The sequence below is a fragment of the Bradyrhizobium sp. genome (genome assembly GCF_049512235.1).
In the GTDB taxonomy this organism is placed as follows: Bacteria; Pseudomonadota; Alphaproteobacteria; order Rhizobiales; family Xanthobacteraceae; genus Bradyrhizobium.
Genome location: NZ_JBEKXH010000103.1, coordinates 1 through 16,588, shown reverse-complemented (window position 1 = coordinate 16,588; position 16,588 = coordinate 1). Strand labels below are relative to the sequence as shown.

The 16,588-nt window shown below is 63.9% G+C and carries 14 protein-coding genes; 4 read left to right on the top strand and 10 right to left on the bottom strand.

Annotation, left to right across the window (positions count from 1 at the left end):
* Positions 1–14 precede the first annotated feature (14 nt).
* On the top strand, positions 15–848 hold the full coding sequence (locus ABSG20_RS12255) for a CAP domain-containing protein (RefSeq protein ID WP_423864762.1): 834 nt from the start codon (positions 15–17) through the stop codon (positions 846–848).
* Positions 849–1,086: 238 nt separating this feature from the next.
* Here the strand turns inward: ABSG20_RS12255 and ABSG20_RS12250 are convergent, their stop codons facing one another.
* A complete protein-coding gene (locus ABSG20_RS12250; protein WP_423864761.1) occupies positions 1,087–3,348 on the bottom strand; it encodes an outer membrane protein assembly factor BamB family protein in 2,262 nt (753 codons plus the stop codon).
* 151 nt (positions 3,349–3,499) lie between these two features.
* Between ABSG20_RS12250 and ABSG20_RS12245 the strand changes: the two genes are divergently transcribed.
* The gene (locus ABSG20_RS12245; protein ID WP_423864760.1) at positions 3,500–4,447 is read left to right on the top strand and encodes an AAA family ATPase; all 948 of its coding nucleotides are present in this window, start codon (positions 3,500–3,502) and stop codon (positions 4,445–4,447) included.
* Positions 4,447–5,814, top strand: coding sequence for a VWA domain-containing protein (locus tag ABSG20_RS12240; protein WP_423864759.1), 1,368 nt, complete (start codon positions 4,447–4,449; stop codon positions 5,812–5,814). Before ABSG20_RS12245 ends, ABSG20_RS12240 begins: the two co-directional genes overlap by 1 nt.
* 707 nt (positions 5,815–6,521) lie before the next feature.
* On the opposite strand, the gene ABSG20_RS12235 is transcribed toward ABSG20_RS12240, so the two are convergent.
* From ABSG20_RS12235 to ABSG20_RS12210, 6 genes are all read right to left on the bottom strand, one after another.
* Positions 6,522–6,977: a MarR family winged helix-turn-helix transcriptional regulator gene (locus ABSG20_RS12235; protein ID WP_423864758.1), complete on the bottom strand. Its 456-nt coding sequence runs from the start codon at positions 6,975–6,977 to the stop codon at positions 6,522–6,524.
* Positions 6,978–7,016: 39 nt separating this feature from the next.
* Positions 7,017–7,721, bottom strand: a complete 705-nt coding sequence (locus ABSG20_RS12230) for an ABC transporter ATP-binding protein (RefSeq protein ID WP_423864757.1) — start codon at positions 7,719–7,721, stop codon at positions 7,017–7,019.
* Positions 7,718–8,509 carry an ABC transporter ATP-binding protein gene (locus ABSG20_RS12225; protein ID WP_423864756.1) on the bottom strand — a complete coding sequence of 264 codons (792 nt, stop codon included), beginning with the start codon at positions 8,507–8,509 and terminating at the stop codon, positions 7,718–7,720. The genes ABSG20_RS12230 and ABSG20_RS12225 overlap by 4 nt, the downstream gene beginning before the upstream one ends.
* The gene (locus ABSG20_RS12220; protein WP_423864755.1) at positions 8,506–10,389 is read right to left on the bottom strand and encodes an ABC transporter permease; all 1,884 of its coding nucleotides are present in this window, start codon (positions 10,387–10,389) and stop codon (positions 8,506–8,508) included. The genes ABSG20_RS12225 and ABSG20_RS12220 overlap by 4 nt, the downstream gene beginning before the upstream one ends.
* Positions 10,390–10,410: 21 nt before the next feature.
* Positions 10,411–11,559, bottom strand: a complete 1,149-nt coding sequence (locus tag ABSG20_RS12215) for an ABC transporter substrate-binding protein (RefSeq protein WP_423864764.1) — start codon at positions 11,557–11,559, stop codon at positions 10,411–10,413.
* A gap of 82 nt (positions 11,560–11,641) precedes the next feature.
* A complete protein-coding gene (locus ABSG20_RS12210; RefSeq protein WP_423864754.1) occupies positions 11,642–12,226 on the bottom strand; it encodes an amino acid synthesis family protein in 585 nt (194 codons plus the stop codon).
* Between the two features lie 329 nt (positions 12,227–12,555).
* Between ABSG20_RS12210 and ABSG20_RS12205 the strand changes: the two genes are divergently transcribed.
* Complete coding sequence (locus ABSG20_RS12205) at positions 12,556–13,557, top strand: alpha/beta hydrolase family protein (RefSeq protein ID WP_423864753.1); 1,002 nt, start codon at positions 12,556–12,558, stop codon at positions 13,555–13,557.
* Between the two features lie 180 nt (positions 13,558–13,737).
* On the opposite strand, the gene ABSG20_RS12200 is transcribed toward ABSG20_RS12205, so the two are convergent.
* Genes ABSG20_RS12200 through ABSG20_RS12190 form a run of 3 tightly spaced genes read right to left on the bottom strand, consistent with a single transcriptional unit; the run spans position 13,738 to position 16,585 of the window.
* Entirely contained in the window at positions 13,738–14,556 is an 819-nt protein-coding gene (locus ABSG20_RS12200; protein WP_423864752.1) for an ABC transporter permease, read from the bottom strand.
* Entirely contained in the window at positions 14,553–15,467 is a 915-nt protein-coding gene (locus tag ABSG20_RS12195) for an ABC transporter permease (RefSeq protein WP_423864751.1), read from the bottom strand. Before ABSG20_RS12195 ends, ABSG20_RS12200 begins: the two co-directional genes overlap by 4 nt.
* On the bottom strand, positions 15,464–16,585 hold the full coding sequence (locus tag ABSG20_RS12190; protein ID WP_423864763.1) for an ABC transporter ATP-binding protein: 1,122 nt from the start codon (positions 16,583–16,585) through the stop codon (positions 15,464–15,466). The genes ABSG20_RS12195 and ABSG20_RS12190 overlap by 4 nt, the downstream gene beginning before the upstream one ends.
* Positions 16,586–16,588: the final 3 nt, after the last annotated feature.

Here is a 16,588-nt window from a genome sequence, read left to right as displayed (position 1 = left end):
TGTGAACAGATCAATTGGCATATTCGCGCCCCGGATTCACCACGGTTGACTTCGTCCGCCAATCGGTCGGTCACCCCAGAATCATTTCCATGCTATCGATGCGAATGCCAACGCTTCAAGATTCTCGACCACTGTTGCACCGGAATTTTTTATCCCGCGGTGCAATTGCGGCTGCCGCTTTTCGAACCTGCAGCGAGCCAGAAACTCTCGGACAAAAGGTCAACCGTGGTGGCCCTCCCGCGATCCCGGTACCTTGCGATCGCTGTTATAATGAGAGAAAACAAGGTCAGGTTGAGCCAGGCTTATGGGTCAGGCCGCAAATGAAACCATTCACCGTTGTGCTCCCATTGATTCTGCTTTTCAGCGGCTCGCCCGCCGCGGCATCGTCGCCCGCCGGGATGATCTCGGACTTTCGCCAAAAACACGGCGAAGGACATGTCACCGGGGATGCCGCTCTCAACCGGATTGCGCTTGAGCAGGCCAGGGCAATGGCTGCGAAAGACACCCTCGACCACGACGTGCTCGGATCTTTCAGTTCGCGAATCGCATCATCGAAAGCGGGGCGGGCCGCGGAAAATATTGCCTATGGCTATGACAGTTTCGAAAAGACACTCGATCAATGGATCGCTTCAACGGAGCACCGAAGAAATCTCCTGCTTCACAACGCCTCTCGCGTCGGCGTCGCCAGCGCAACAAGTGCCGCCTCTCATCGCACCTATTGGGCGATGGAGATCGCAGGCGAATATGAGCCGCCGCCGATCGCTGCCAGCAGGAAAACGCGGCCTGCAACCGACAGGAAATCGGCGGTCCAATCCTGCCGAGCCAAAATCCTCGGTATCTGCTTTTAATCCACCATGACGACGGGCGCAGCCCTGGCGAAGCAGTTCTAAAATCCGTCATGCTGAGTTGCGAACGGGGCCAGCCTACAGAGTTCGGGTACTCCATCATCGCGGGAGCCGCTTGCGCGCGTCGCGAAGCCCGATCCCCGGGGATCTTCCACCGTCATTGCGAGGAGGCCTTGCGACGAAGCAATCCATCGCGCGGCGTGCGCGGCTGTACGGATTCTTTTCGAGTGCGGCGTGCGCCTCATCTGCCATCGATTGAAAACGCCAGCAGCACGTTGCCGGGAGTGGTGCCGAAATTGGCGTAGCCGGAATTGACATAGAGCATGCCGCCGACGATGACGGCGCCCGGCCCGTCGAGCGAGCCGCCATGGGCGGCGACGCCGTTCACCGTAGTGTAGGTCCGGGCCGTATCGACGTCCCAGATGATTTTTCCGTCCGATGCCGCGTAGGCGCGCAGATGACCGTCCAATCCGCCGGAAAACACCGCGCCGGGGATGGCGGTGACGGCGGCCGACTGACCGGGACTGCAGCCCGGCACGTCGTGGCAACCCGGATGGGGCGTCTGCCAGACCACCTCGCCGGTCGCAAGCTTGAGCGCGTACATGCCGCCGCCGAGCCCAGGATCAGGCGCGAGGCTGGGGCCGAAAATTGACTTCTGCGCGCCCGGCGTCCCCTCCCCCGCGAGGCGAAGGGAAAGGTCCGAGACGGCGACGTAGACATTATCTCCGTCGACCGCCGAGCCCCATTGCACCCCGCCGAGGAGACCGCCGCGGCCCACCCGGCGCTGCCACAAAATCGCGCCTTGCCGGTCCGGATCGATCGCATGCACGACCCCGGACTTCTGACCGGCGATCAGCGCGCGCCGGCCATCGGGCAGATCGACCAGGATCGGCGACGAGCCGAAATCCAGATCCGGGCCGTTGGCCTGAGGACAGTTGGTGCGCTCGGTGCCGGCGCAAGCGACAGTGTAGGCATCGCCCGAAGTCATCTGGCGCGACCAGGCGAGCTCACCGGTCTGCATGCGAAAGGCGATGAACGCGTCCGAGGTGTCGGCGGGCGGGTCCGAATAGCTGTCACCGGTCGTGACATAGATCATCGCGCGATCGGGATCGACCGATGGCGACGACCAGATCGCCGCGCCCGATGGTCCCCAGAGCTGGGTACCCACGGCATTCGTGCGCACCGGCGCCGGCGCTTCGGGAATCGTATAGCTCTGCCACACGATCTTTCCGGTCGCGGCATCGAGCGCGACCACGCTGCCGCGAAAGCTACAGCACTCATAGCGTGGATTGGCGCCGCTCGCTTCTTCAAACGAAGACAACGGTATGTAGAGCACGGCGCCGGCGAGCGCGGGCGCGCCACTGACGATGGCGGCGCGGTGGGCCTCAAGATGCGTCTTCCAGCGGAGTTCACCGGTCACCGCGTCGATCGCAAACGCATTGCCGCGCTGGTCGCCGAAATAGGCCGACCAGCCATCTCCGCTCGCGGCAACCGTGATCGCCGAGCGCACGCCGGCCCCGGCATCGAACACCCAATGGGTGCACCCGGAGCTTGCATCGAGCGCATAGACCTTGCCGCTCTGGCTGCCGACAAACACTTGTCCGCCCATCAGGGTCGGCTGGGCCTGGGCGCGGGTGGCGCCGGGATAGCCAAAAGCCCATTTCAGTTTGAGGCGCGGCACGTCCTCCGCGGCGAGCTCTGCCATCGCGGCCGGCTGGAAGCGGTGCTGCGACAGGTCCGCGCCCCAACCATTCCAGTGTGGCCGCGCCAGCGCATCGGCAAGCGATGCGGTCGCCGCCGCGCAAGCGCCGTTCGAGCGCGCGGTGTCCGGAACTGCTGCCGCGGCCACGAAGCGGCTCAGACTGTCGAGCTGCGCGTTCGAGAGACCCTGGCCCTGCATGCTCATGCTGCCGGATCGGAGCGAGGCCAAAACCCGATCCGGTGACATCTGCCGCAGCGCCGCGAGATCAGGCGCACGGGCTGCGCCGGCTTCGTGGCAGCCGACGCAGCGCTCGCGATAAATCGCCTCGCCGTCGGTATTCATCGCCGACTGGGCGAATGCCGGCGCGGCGACGACGAGAGCGAAAACCCAGACGGCAAGGATCGGCGGGATCACCGCAGTCTGGCTTAGCGCAGGTCTGCGTCGCGTCGCTGCATCGCAGTCGTTCATTGCAATCGGCCACCGTCCAAAATCGGCGCGCCAGAATTGCCAGAATTTCGCGACCAACGCGCCAACCATTTCCCGGTCGCCGTCTCTTCCGAGCGGGGTGAAGTTGACCACGGTGAATGGCGCGGCAGAAGGAAATCGCGAAGGTGAGATCCAGTGCAGCAGTCTGGCCGGCCAAATCCGGATCGACATCGCGGTCTCGGCCACGTGATCGCGCGGCGGTTGCAGGCTCATCATCATGACGGCGTTGAGTGCCTCGCCCGGCGTGCAGCGCAGTGTCGTTCGATGGCGCTCGGAGAATTGATATTGCGGGAGAAATTTTTCGATCAGGGACATCACACAAGCCACCACCAAACCGGACGCCGGGCCGCGCTACTGTCTGCCGCGGCCACGGTCGTAGCAAGAATAAACTCGCGGCCGGCACCCGTGTGCTTTAGAAAGCCTGCGATGCCGCGAGAGCAGCGCCCCTCTGGAGCTCGAACCCGTCATGACCAACCATCTGCCCGCAGCCTCGATCGAGGCGGTCACGTCAGGACTGGCTTCCGCGGGCTATATCGCCAGCCGGCAGATCGCGACCGCGGTCTATCTGGCCGAACGGATCGAGAAGCCGATCCTGGTCGAAGGCCCTGCCGGCGTCGGCAAGACCGAGCTCGCAAAAGCGCTGGCGGCCTGGCGCGGGCTCAAGATGATCCGCATGCAGTGCTACGAAGGGCTCGATGAAGCCAAGGCGCTGTATGAGTGGAAATACGCCAAGCAGCTGCTCTACACCCAGATCCTGAAGGACAAGCTTGGCGAAGTGCTTGGCGGCGCTGAAACCTTATCCGCCGCTCTCGACCGGCTGCATGATTTCGGCGACGTGTTCTTTTCCAAGGAATTCGTCGAGCCGCGCCCGCTGCTGCAGGCCCTGGAGCAGCCCCGAGGCTGCGTGCTGCTGGTCGACGAGATCGACAAGTCGGACGCCGAATTCGAATCGCTGTTGCTCGAAATACTCTCAGACTACCAGGTCTCGATCCCCGAGCTCGGCACCGTCGTCGCGGTGGTGAAGCCCACGGTGATCCTGACCTCCAACGGCGAGCGCGATCTCTCCGACGCGCTCAAGCGCCGCTGCCTGCATCTGCATATCGGCTTTCCGGAACAAAAACTGGAAGAGCGCATCGTCGAAAGCCGCGTTCCCGGCATCTCGCAAACGCTGCGCCAGCAGCTCGTCTCTTTCATCAACCAGGTCCGCACCCTTGATCTGAAGAAGCTGCCCTCGGTCAGCGAAACCATCGATTGGGCGCGCGTGTTGGTGCTTTTACAGTCGAGCGAACTGGATCATGAAACCGTCAAGACGACGCTCAATGTGCTGTTGAAATACGAAGCCGACATCGAGACCACGCTGCCGCAGGTGACGAATTTCGTCGCCAAGGCCGGCCGGAAGGGCGTGTTCGGCTGATGCGCGAAGAGCTGCATCGCTTCTTCCGGGCGGCGCGCGGCGCCGGCGTCCGGGTCTCGCCGGCGGAAAGCATCGATGCCATGAACGCGGTCGCCGCGGTCGGTTTCGCCGACCGCGGCCTATTGCGTGACGCGCTGCTGCTGACGCTTGCCAAGAGCGAGGAAGAAAAGCAGGCGCTCGGCGACTGTTTTGATCTGTTCTTCAGCCAGCCTGACGTGAAGCAGGCGGCGGCGCCGGAGGATGAAGCCGGCGGCGCAGATGCGAATGCGCAGGCCAGCGAGAGCCCGCCGGGCGTGGCCGGCGCACCATCACCTGATCTCGGCGATCTCGCGCAGATGCTGCTGTCGCGGGACCGTAACGCCATCGCAGCCGCGATGGCCAACGCGGGCAGTGCGGCGGCGCTGTCCGACATCCGCTATTTTACCCAGCGCGGCATCTTCTCGACGCGGATGCTCGAAGCGCTCGGCATTGAACGGCTGCGCGACGATCTGGACGCGTTGACGGCGGCAAGCCCCGCGCGGGCCGAACGCCTCGCCGCCGCACTTCAGGCCTTGCGCGAAAACGTGCGCGACGTCGTCTCGCAGGCACTGTCGCTGTACGGGCGCGAGGAGACCGAAAACCTTCGCCACGAGATTCTGCGCAATGCGCCGCTCGCCCGGCTCGAACGCCGGCAGGTCGAACAGATGCAGGCCCTGATCCGCAGCATCGCGCGACGCCTGCGCGAGCGCTACAGCAAGCCGCGCAAGCGAAAGCGGCGCGGCCATCTCGATATTAGGCGGACGTTGCGGCGCAACGCCGCCTGGGGCGGCGTCCCCTTTCTCACCTCCTGGAAACGCCGCCACCGCGACCGGCCGAAGATCGTGGCGCTGTGCGATGTCAGCGGCTCGGTGGCACAGGTGTCCGATTTTTTCCTGCTGTTGATCCACAGCCTGCATGAAGTGGTGGACGACGTGCGCTCCTTTGCCTTCTCCGGCCATCTGATCGAGGTCAGCCGGATCCTCGACACAAAATCGCCCGAGGAGGCCATGAGCGAGATCATGACCAAGGTCGGATACGGCTCATCCGACTACGGCGGTTCATTCTCCGATTTCGAAAAGGCTTTCATCCGGGCGGTGACGCCGAGGACGACCGTGATCGTGCTCGGCGATGCCCGCACCAATAACCTTGATCCGCGCGCCGACATCCTTCGCCGCATATCGGAGCGTTGCAAGCGGCTGGTCTGGCTCAATCCCGAAGGCCGCATGGCCTGGGGCTGGGGCGATTCCGAAATGCCGCGCTATGCCGCCTTCTGCAGCGTTGTGCGCCAATGCGCGACGGCGAAACAGTTGGAGCGGGCCGTGTCGGACATCGTGGCGGCTTATCGATAGCAGATTGGGAGGAGTAGCATCCCGCAGGCCTGTTGACCTCCGCGTGCTTCTGGTTCCCGATCGATTGATCGCGACTGTGTTAACTGGATCACATCATTTTCTCCGAAGTAGCGCTATGTTGACGTGGTATGGCCGCGAACAAGGTAACGGCGGTACACGAGCTTGGCTCCTCCCGCCAAGGACCACTTGGAGCCGCCAGGGCGGAAAACTCGGCGGCTCACTTTTCTTATCGCGCATCGGCGCCGATCGCAGGGCGCAATGGCGTAAGCGTATTGCCCCACTTCGGTTGTCTGTCTCCGGCATCATGACGGCGTACCCGTAGTTCATCGGGTTGAATAGCCGCACGCAAAGCGCGATGATCTACCGAATCACACCGCATGCATGCCCATCGCCTCGTCAAAGCCCGCGATGCGCTGCCCTGGATGGTCAAGCCGCGGCGAAGGCGGCTTTAGTATCCCCCGTTGCTTTTGGTTTCCATTGGATGATCTCGGCTGTGTCGATGGATCACGTTTCAGCCGAAGCAGATTTATCCTTACGTGGTATGGCCGCAAACATAACGGCGGTACATGAGCTTGGCTCCTCCCGCCAAGGACCACCTGGAGCCGTCAGGGTGTGAACCCGGCGGCTCTTTTTTTCCCGCACTGGTCGGTCAGGGCGATCGGCAAGATCCCGGAAGGAAGCCGTGTTTTAACGGCTGCTACCGCCATTCACCGCAATTTGCTGAGCAGCGCCACCAGCGTCTCGCGCTCCCTGGGCTCGAGCGGCGCCAGGGTCTCCCTGGTGATCGCAAGCGCGTTCGGCACGGCCTTTTCGGCCAGCTGCTGGCCGGCGCGGGTCAGGCTGACCAGCAGGCGGCGGCCGTCTTCGGGGTCGGCGGAGGTCTCGGTCAGGCCGCGGGCGGTGAGCCGGTCGATCACGCCCTTGATGGTGGCGACATCCATCGCGGTCAGGCGTCCGAGCTGGTTCTGCGAGCACGGCCCGCTCTCGCTGAGTTTTGCCAGTGCCGCCCATTGCGTCGGCGTCAGGTTGATGCCGATTTCGCGCGCGAAGATCGCGGCGTGACGCTGCCACACCTGGCGCAGAACAAAGCCGATCTGCTCATCGAGAATGTAGGCGGGCCGCGCCGGTTTTAAGCTACGCTTGGCCGAAAGGCTCCTGGTCATCTCTGCGTTCCGCCCCTTGCGTTTTCCTTAGGCCGAAGATCACAGCGCCAGGTGCGCGTCCCTGATGTCCGGACGCGCGTCAAGCTCGCTGATGGTGCCGGCAAAACAGATGCGGCCGCGCTCGATGATGTAGGCGCGGTCCGAGATCACACGGGCAAAATGCAGGTTCTGCTCGGACACGACCATGCTGACGCCGGCCTTCTTCATGGTCAGTATCGCATCCACCATCTGCTCCACGATTTTCGGCGCCAGTCCTTCCGACGGCTCATCGAGCAGCACCAGCGACGGGTTTCCCATCAAGGTGCGCGCGATCGTCAGCATCTGCTGCTCGCCGCCGCTCATCCGTCCGCCGTGGCGGCCGCGCATCTCGCCGAGGTTCGGAAACAGCGCGAACAATTTTTCCTTTGTCCAGTGCGGCGCGTTCGGCCGGACCGGCTGACGGCCGACTTCGAGGTTTTCCTCGACCGTCAAATCCGTGAAGATACGCCGCTCTTCCGGTACGTAGCCTAAACCACTGCGCACGATGGCGTAGGTCGGCTGATCCGAGACATCCTGGCCCTCGAACAGGATGCGCCCAGACCGTTGCTCGACCAGACCCACGATGGAACGAAAGGTCGTGGACTTGCCGGCACCATTGCGCCCGAGCAGTGCCACCACCTCGCCATCGCCGACATCGAGGCAGATATCGAACAGGATATGGGCGGGACCGTAATAGCTGTTGAGATCCTGAACGGAGAGCTTCATGCCGGCGTCCCCTGGCGGTGGCGGGCGTCGTAGACCATGCCCTCGCCGAGATAGATGGCGCGGACTTGGCGGTCGCTCCGGACCTCATTGGGCGGTCCTTCCGCGATCAATGTGCCGCGATTGAGTACCAGGATGCGATCGGCGTGTTCGAACACCACGTCCATGTCGTGCTCGGTGAACAGCACGCCGATAGAGTTTTCCTTGGCGATGTCGGCGGTGAGCTGCATCAGCTCGATGCGCTCGCGTGGCGCCATGCCGGCGGTCGGCTCATCCATCAGCAGAAGTTTTGGCTGGTTGGCGAGCGCGATGGCGAGTTCGAGCCGCTTGAGATCGCCATAGGCGAGTTCGCCGCAGGGGCGCTCCGCATAACCGCCCATGCCGACAAGTTCCAACAGACGCGCGGCCTCTTGCGGGGCGTAGCGTGGGGTCGAGCGCCAGAGGTTGAACACCTGCCGGCCATAGGACAATAGCGCGACCTGGATGTTCTCGCGCACCGTCATGGTCGGAAAGGTCGCCGTGATCTGAAAGGTGCGCCCGACACCGAGCCGCCAGATATCGCGCGGCCTTTTCCCTGACGTGTCCTGGCCGAGCAGGCTGATGCGCCCGGAATCGGGCGTCGTCTGGCCGTTGAGCATATCAAAGCAGGTGCTTTTGCCGGCGCCGTTGGGGCCGATCAGCGCCAGGATTTCGCCGGCCTGCAGCCTAAACGACACCCCACGCACCGCATGGACACCGCCATAGGATTTTGTCAGGCCTTCGACGGACAGCAATGTCGGCGCGGGGCTCATTCGGCGGTCTCGATTCCGGATGACACCAGCGCCTTGGGCGGCTGGGGCTGGCGCCGATTGGCGATCGTCCCCAGCATCCCGACAATGCCCTTGGGAAAGGCGACCACGATCAGGACGATGACGCCGCCGAGCACCAGTTTCGACAGATCGGTCTGACTGACGAGCCAGATGCTGAGCGCCTTATAGACGATGGCGCCGACCACCGCGCCGGAAACCGTCTCGACGCCGCCGAGCAGCACCATGACCAGTGCATCGACCGAGAGCGAGATACCGAGGCTGTCGGGAAACACACTGCCCTTGAGATAGGCGAACAACGCACCCGCGATCGCAGCTGCAGTGCCGGCGATCACGAAGGCGGTCCACTGCACCCGCTTGCCGTCGATCCCGATCGCCTCGCTGCGCCGGGGCGAATCGCGGGTCGCGCGCAGCGCGTAGCCGAACGGGGAGAACACGATGATCCGAAGAACGGCCACGGCCAGCGCGGCCACGCCGATGGAGAGCCAATAGAAATGCGCCGGGCTCGCCGCCCATTTCTCGGGCCAGACACCGAGAATGCCGTTGTCGCCGCCGGTCACCTCGACCCATTGGAACGCGATCGACCAGACGATCTGCGCGAAGGCCAGCGTCAGCATCGCGAAGTAGACGCCGGACAGTTGAACCGAAAACAAGCCGAACACCGCCGCGCCCGACAGACCCAGCAGCGGGCCGAGCACCAGGCAGGCCAGCATCGGCAGGCCGGCCAGCTTGGCGAGCAGCGCTGCGCCGTAGGCGCCGAGCCCGAAATAGGCCGCATGACCGAACGAGGCGAGCCCGCCGACCGACATCAGGAAATGCAGGCTGGCGGCAAGGATCACGAAGATCGCGATCTCCGAACCGACCGTCAGCGCGTAACTGCCGCCGACCAGCGGCAGCGCAGCCGCCAGCGCCAGCGCCACCATTGCGGCGAGGCGTTCGTTCGAGGTCAGCGGCCGCCACGGGTTGACGGTCAACCCCGGCGTGCGGCGCGCGGCGGCTTCCGGCCTGCCGAACAGGCCCCAGGGCCGCACGATCAGCACGACCGCCATCACCAGAAACACCAGGATCATCGATATCTTCGGAAAGATCAGGATGCCGAACGCATTCAATTCGGAAACCAGCACGGCCGCGACAAAGGCGCCCGATATGCTGCCGAGCCCGCCGATCACCACCACCACGAATACATCGACGATGATGCGCAGATCCATGGCATGGTTGGCCGCGTCGCGTGGGATCTGCAGCGCGCCGCCGAGCGCCGCCAGGAAGACGCCTAAGGCGAACACGCTGGTGAACAGCCATTTCTGATTGACGCCGAGCGCCGCCACCATGTCGCGGTCCTGGGTCGCGGCCCGCACCAGCACGCCCCAGCGCGTTCGCTGGAACAATAGCCAGAGCGCGCCCAGCACGAGCGGGCCGAGGCCGATCAGGATGAGATCGTAGGTCGGAACATTCTGGCCGAAAAAATCTACCGCGCCGGCAAAACCCGGCGCGCGGCGGCCCAAGAGGTCGCTGGGGCCCCAGATCAGCACCACGAGATCCTCGACCATCAGGGTCAGGCCGAAGGTTGCCAACAGCTGAAACAGTTCGGGCGCGTGATAGATCCGCCGCAGCAGAAGCATTTCGACCAGCGCGCCGACCACGGCGATGATCAGCGCCGCGGCAACGATGCCACCCCAGAAACCGGTCGCGCCGGAAAATCGCTCGGTCAGCGTAAAAGCCAGATAGGCGCCGAGCATATAGAACGCGCCGTGGGCGAAATTGACGATCCGCGTCACCCCGAAGATGATCGACAGGCCGGACGCGACCAGGAACAGCGAGGCGGCGCTGGCAAGACCGGTCAGGAACTGAACGAAGTAAAACGCCATTTGCAGTCCGCGCTAACGCCATCACTCCTTCGGACGCATTTTTTCCACTTCGGCGTCGCCGGGCAGATAGTCGGAGCCCTTGCGGTAGACCGCATCCACCATGACGCCTTTGCCGTCCTTGAGCGCGGTCTTGCCGACGAATGCGCCGAGCGTCGACTGGTGATCGATCTTGCGGAAGGTGATCTCCCCGAACGGCGACGGCACGGACAATCCTTCAGCTGCTGCGATCAGCTTTTCCGGATCGGTCGAATTGGCCTTGGCCAGGATGGCGGCGGCCGATTTGATGGTCTGATAGCCGACGATCGAGCCGAGCCTTGGATAATCATTATACTTGGACTGATAGGCTTTCAGGAACGCGTCGTGTTCCGGGGTCTTGATGCTGTACCAGGGATAGCCGGTGACGATCCACCCTTCCGGCGTTTCTTCCTTCAGCGGATCGAGATATTCCGGCTCGCCGGTCAGGAAGCTGACGACGGAGCGATCCTTGAACAGCCCGCGGGTGTTGCCTTCGCGCACGAATTTCACCAGATCGGCGCCGAAGGTGACGTTGAGGATCGCTTCCGGATTGGCGGCGGCGAGCGCCTGCACCACCGGGCCGGCGTCGATCTTGCCCTGCGGCGGCCACTGCTCGTCGACCCACTGGATGTCGGGCCGCTTTTCCGACATCAGCTTCTTGAACACCGCGACCGCGGATTGGCCATATTCGTAGTTCGGCGCGATCGTGGCCCAGCGCTTGGCCGGCAGTTTGGCCGCCTCTTCCACCAGCATGGCCGCCTGCATGTAGTTGGAAGGCCTTAAGCGGAAAGTATAGCGATTGCCCTTGGACCAGGTGATGGCGTCGGTCAGAGGCTCGGCCGCCAGGAAGAACACCTTCTTCTGCTTGGCGAAATCGCTGACCGCAAGGCCGATATTGGACAGGAATGTGCCCGCCAGCATCGCCACGTTCTCGCTCGAGACCAGTTCGTTGGCGGCGGTCAGCGCGTCCGCGGGCTTGCCGGCGTCGTCCTTGGAGATAACGACGAGCTTGTTGCCGTTGATGCCACCGGCGGCATTGATTTCCTCGACCGCGAGCTGCCAGCCCTTGCGATAGGGCTCGGTGAAGGCGGGCAGCAGCGAGTAGCTGTTGATCTCGCCGATCTTGATGTCGAAAGCGTCAGCCGAATGCGCCATGGCGCAGAACAAAATCGCGGCTGCCACACCCAAAATCCGTTTGCTTCGTCGCATCCCCGTATCTCCACTATTGAAAAACCACTTATCGCAGGCCGTCTTCACCCCTGATTTCCGCAATCGTCAGCCCCCCGACCCGCGGCAGCGGCCGGCCGCTATCGGTGACCGCGACCGCAACCATGATCTCGTTGGCGCGCGGCGCGTCGTTGATCTGCACTTCCATGCCGTCGAAATGACTGCGCACGAACGCCGCATCCTTGTGGCCGAGGGGAATATCCAGCGTGGTTCCCATGGCGCCGCGCTTCTTGGACGACGGGATCAGCGCCGCGCCCTTGCCCAGGATCTTGCGCACCGGCGCACCCATCTTCGGATGCAGGATCGCGGCCGCGTGTTCGAGCTCGCCGTTTTCGCCGACGGCGGCGGCCTTGCCATAGCTGTGCGCCTTCGATCCGTCGATGCCCAGCGCCTTCACAGCCCTGGCCGCCAGCAATTCGCCGAGTTCCTCGCCGATCGCGATCAGGGGATCGAGATCTTCGACATATCTTCCGGCAAAGGGATTTTCGATCACGGCGATCGCCGCCGCGCGCCGGGTCGGCGGCGTCACCGCCTGTCCCATCTCCCGCAATGTCTCCTCGACCACCGTGACGATCTTGCGAATGACAACGCTCATGGTTTTCCGCCTCTCAAATAAAGGGGATATTCGAAGCAACCCTGGTCCAGCGTTTCCGAAGTTGTGATCATATCGATATCGCGCGTGAACCTCTTCTCGAGTTACCCGGCGTCGGCGCCGTTATCTTCTCCCCTCCCTCCGCGAAGCGGTGGGGAGGGGTCGGTGGGGGGGGTGCATCAGCAGGAACCGCTGCTTCGGTGTACGCCGCGCCACCCCCCACCCCCGACCCCTCCCCACCACGCGCGATGCGCGTGGGGGGAGGGGAGGAAAAGGACCGAGAGCGTGGATATGATAGCTTTCAAGGAATCGGTCTACTAGTCGAGGATTCGATGCCGGTTGGATTCCGACAAGGCTGCTTCGAAGACGCCGCGCGAAGTAAATGGGACGGCAGCGGGCCGCGCCCACTGAGCTGGGCCGCGTGGTATCCCGCAGCGGAGGACGTCGTCGAACAGGAACTGCGCGCCGGTGACACCACGGCGGCATGGTTCGCTTTTGGCTCGGCCGCGCCGGATGCGCCAATCGGGCAGATCCATCGGCGCTATCCCATCGTTCTGCTCTCGCATGGCACCGGCGGCGCGGCCTTTCATCTTGAATGGCTGGCCAGCGATCTCGCCCGGCACGGCTTCATCGCGGTCGCCATGAACCATCATGGCAATACGACCACCGAACCCTATCGCGCCGAGGGTTTCCTGGCGTGGTGGGAACGGGCGCGCGATCTGACCGTGCTGCTTGATCTGATCGCCTCGGAGAGCGCTTTCGCTGGTCATGTCGACCTGAACAGGGTCTATGTCGCGGGCTACTCGCTCGGCGGCTGTACGGTCGCGGCACTGCTTGGCGCCATCACCGAGACGTCCCGATTTGAGCGCTCTCCGCGCAACAAGAATTTCGGCCGCGGCCCGCGCGAATTCCCTGATCTCGCGGACCATCTTCCGGGCCTGCTGGAGAGCAGCGCGATCTTTCGCGACTCCTGGGCGCGGATGTCGGACTCTTATCTGGACCCTCGGGTCAGGGCCGCGCTGATTTTGGCGCCCGGCAATTCGGTCCTCGGCTGCAACGAGGACAGTCTTCGCTCGATCACGACGCCAAACCGCATCGTTGTCGGCGGCTCCGATTTCGTGTTGCCGGTCGCGCTCTGGCTGCACGAGCGACTGCCGACCAGCGCGCTCGATCGGCTGGCGCCCGAGGCCGGTCACTATGTCTTCATGCCGGAGGCGACGGAGGCTGGCCGTCTTGCCAACCCGGCCTGCTGTATCGACGCGCCCGGCGTCGATCGGAGGTCGGTTCATCAGCATACGGCCGCGTTGGCAGCCGAACTTTTCCGGGCGGCTTGAAATATCGAGCACGCGGGCTTTGAGGCCAATGACGACCGGCGCTGAAGCTCGTGATCTATACGCCGGTGTAATACCAGCTGGCTTTGGCGATGACCCTCCACTGTCATGGCCGGGCTCCGTCCCGGCCATGACGGAGGATGGGTCACTGCCAACACGCTGGTATAAGGTGATCGGCGCCGTCTACAGCGGTGCGGCGCTCTCGCCGCGCGAATTCGACAGCTTTCCGACCAGCGATGCCACCACGATCACCACCGCAATCAGGCCGACCACCAGCGCGCAGATGGCGTTGATCTCGGGCTTCACGCCGAGCTTGACTTCGGAATAGATCCGGATCGGCAGCGTCTCCGAACCCGGGCCGGTGGTAAAGGTCGCGATCACGAGGTCGTCCAGCGACAGCGTGAAGGCCAGCATCCAGCCCGCCGCGATCGCCGGCACGATCAGCGGCAGCGTCACCGCGACGAAGGCGCGGGCCGGATCGCAGCCGAGATCCATTGCCGCTTCCTCGAGGCTGCGATCGAGCGTGCCGAGCCGCGACTGCACCACCACGGCGACGAAGCACAAAGTGAGCGTGGTGTGGGCGATCGTCACGGTCCAGAAGCCGCGTTCGGCGTCGAGCGCCACGAACAGCAACAGGAGCGAAAGTCCGGTGATGACTTCGGGCATCACCAGGGGCGCATAGAGCATGCCGGAAAACAGGGTGCGGCCGCCAAAACGCTCGCCGCGCGACAGCGCCACCGCGGCGAGTGTGCCGAACAGCGTCGCCAGCGTAGCGGAGGTCGCCGCCACCCTGAAACTCATCGATGCCGCCTCCAGCATGGCGCCGTCGTCGAAAAACTCGGTGTACCAGCGCAGCGACCAGCCGCCCCACACCGTCACCAGCCGTGAGGCGTTGAACGAATAGATCACCAGGATCACGATCGGCAGGTACAGAAAGCAGAGCCCGAGCGCGAGCGAGACCGCGTTGAAGCGCGACAATGTGCGGGTCGGGCGCGGCGTCATGGCGCCTCTTCGAGCTGGCGGCGCTGCAGCCGGTCGTAGAGCAACAGCGGTACCAGCAGCAGCAGCAGAAGCACCACCGCGACGGCCGAAGCCACCGGCCAGTCCTTGTTGGTGAAGAATTCCAGCCACAGCGTCTGCCCGATCATCAGGGCGTCGGAGCCCGCCAGGAGATCGGGAATGACGAATTCGCCGACAATCGGAATGAAGCACAGCAAGACCCCGGCAGCTATGCCCGGCAGCGACAGCGGGAACGTCACCAGCCAGAAGGCCTGGCGCGGCGAAGCGCCCAAATCGCTGGCCGCCTCCAATAGCGCCGGCTGCTGTTTGGCGAGCACCGCATAGAGCGGCAGGATCATGAACGGCAGATAGGAATAGACAATGCCGAGATACATCGCGCCGTCGGTGGACAGCCACACCACCGGCACTGAGACCAGATGCAGCTCGAGCAGGATCTGGTTGAGCAGGCCATCGTGCTGCAGGATATTGATCCAGGCATAGATGCGGATCAGAAACGAGGTCCAGAACGGCACGATCACCAGCATCATCGCGATTCCCTGCCAGTGCCGCGGCAGCCGCGCCATGCCATAGGCAACGGGATAGCCGATCAAAAGCAGGATCGATGTCGAGACCGCGGCAACCACGAGGCTGCGCAGGTAGGACAGCACATAGAGGTCGTCGGTGACGAGCAGCCTGAAATTATCCGGCGAAAGGGCCGCGAACGCCGCCCTGATCGAACCAAACCCCTGTGTCAGGTCGAACACCGGAACATAGGGCGGCTGCGCGATCGCGGTCTGCGACAGGCTGATCTTGAGCACGAATCCGAACGGCACCAGGAAGAACAGCACCAGCCACAGATACGGCGCGATCGCGGCGATGCGCGCCGGGCGCGTAAAAATGTTGCCGACGCTCATTGCTCCAGCACCACGCAATCGTCGGGCGTGAACCATGCCACCACGCGCTGGCTCGCGCTGTAGGCATCGACATCGAGCCGCGCCGTGTTGGCCATCGACGAACGCACCACGGCGCCACTGTCGAGCTTTACCTTGTAGTTCGTCACTCCGCCGAGGTAACTGACGTCGGTGACAGTCCCTTCCAGCCGGTTGATCGCATGCGCATGGGCCTCATCCGACGCCGGGCCGCGGCGCGACAGTTTTATCTTTTCGGGACGGATCGCGACGCAGATCATGGTCTTTTCGACGCGCTGGCGCGGCTCGGCGACGGCGAGCATACCGGCGTCTTTGGTCGAGACCATGATGCGGCCCGCCTCACACGGGCCGATCTGTCCCTCGAAGATGTTGACGTCGCCGACAAACTCGGCGACCCAGCGTGAACCGGGGACCTCATAGAGTTGCCGCGGGCTCGCCACCTGCTCCAGCCGGCCGTTATCCATCACCCCGATCCGGTCGGCCACCGTCATCGCCTCTTCCTGGTCGTGGGTGACGATGATGAAGGTCATGCCGAGGCGGCGCTGCAGCGCCATCAATTCCAACTGCGTGCTCTCGCGCAGCTTCTTGTCGAGCGCGGCCAAGGGCTCGTCGAGCAGCAGCACCTGGGGCCGCCGCGCCAGCGAGCGCGCCAGCGCCACCCGCTGCCTTTGACCGCCGGAGAGCTGCTCGGGCTTGCGCTTCTCGAAGCCTTCGAGCTTGACCAGCGCCACCATCTCGGCCACCCGGGAATTGATCTCTTGCCGCGGCATTCCGGCGCGCTTGAGGCCGAACGCGATATTGTCCCGCACATTGAGGTGCGGAAACAGCGCGTAGTTCTGGAACATCATGTTGACCGGACGCTGGTGCGGCATAACCTGCGCGAGGTCCCGGCCATCGAGCAGGATGCGGCCCTGGTCCGGGGTCTCGAAGCCGGCCAGCATCCGCAACAGCGTGGTTTTGCCGCAGCCGCTCGGACCAAGCAGGGCGAAAAACTCGCCGGCCCTGATGTCGAGCGACAGCTGATCGACCGCAGGGATGCGGCCGAATGTCTTCACCACCCCCTCGATGCGCAGCAGGGGCACATCGGCGGCCAGGGCCGGCAATTC

Excerpts from the sequence above, each read along its gene's own strand:
- ABSG20_RS12250 (WP_423864761.1), bottom strand. The coding sequence starts at position 3,348 with ATGTCCCTGATCGAAAAATTTCTCCCGCAATATCAATTCTCCGAGCGC.
- ABSG20_RS12245 (WP_423864760.1), top strand. The coding sequence starts at position 3,500 with ATGACCAACCATCTGCCCGCAGCCTCGATCGAGGCGGTCACGTCAGGA.
- ABSG20_RS12240 (WP_423864759.1), top strand. The coding sequence starts at position 4,447 with ATGCGCGAAGAGCTGCATCGCTTCTTCCGGGCGGCGCGCGGCGCCGGC.
- ABSG20_RS12235 (WP_423864758.1), bottom strand. The coding sequence starts at position 6,977 with ATGACCAGGAGCCTTTCGGCCAAGCGTAGCTTAAAACCGGCGCGGCCC.
- ABSG20_RS12230 (WP_423864757.1), bottom strand. The coding sequence starts at position 7,721 with ATGAAGCTCTCCGTTCAGGATCTCAACAGCTATTACGGTCCCGCCCAT.
- ABSG20_RS12225 (WP_423864756.1), bottom strand. The coding sequence starts at position 8,509 with ATGAGCCCCGCGCCGACATTGCTGTCCGTCGAAGGCCTGACAAAATCC.
- ABSG20_RS12220 (WP_423864755.1), bottom strand. The coding sequence starts at position 10,389 with ATGGCGTTTTACTTCGTTCAGTTCCTGACCGGTCTTGCCAGCGCCGCC.
- ABSG20_RS12215 (WP_423864764.1), bottom strand. The coding sequence starts at position 11,559 with ATGGCGCATTCGGCTGACGCTTTCGACATCAAGATCGGCGAGATCAAC.
- ABSG20_RS12210 (WP_423864754.1), bottom strand. The coding sequence starts at position 12,226 with ATGAGCGTTGTCATTCGCAAGATCGTCACGGTGGTCGAGGAGACATTG.
- ABSG20_RS12205 (WP_423864753.1), top strand. The coding sequence starts at position 12,556 with ATGCCGGTTGGATTCCGACAAGGCTGCTTCGAAGACGCCGCGCGAAGT.
- ABSG20_RS12200 (WP_423864752.1), bottom strand. The coding sequence starts at position 14,556 with ATGACGCCGCGCCCGACCCGCACATTGTCGCGCTTCAACGCGGTCTCG.
- ABSG20_RS12195 (WP_423864751.1), bottom strand. The coding sequence starts at position 15,467 with ATGAGCGTCGGCAACATTTTTACGCGCCCGGCGCGCATCGCCGCGATC.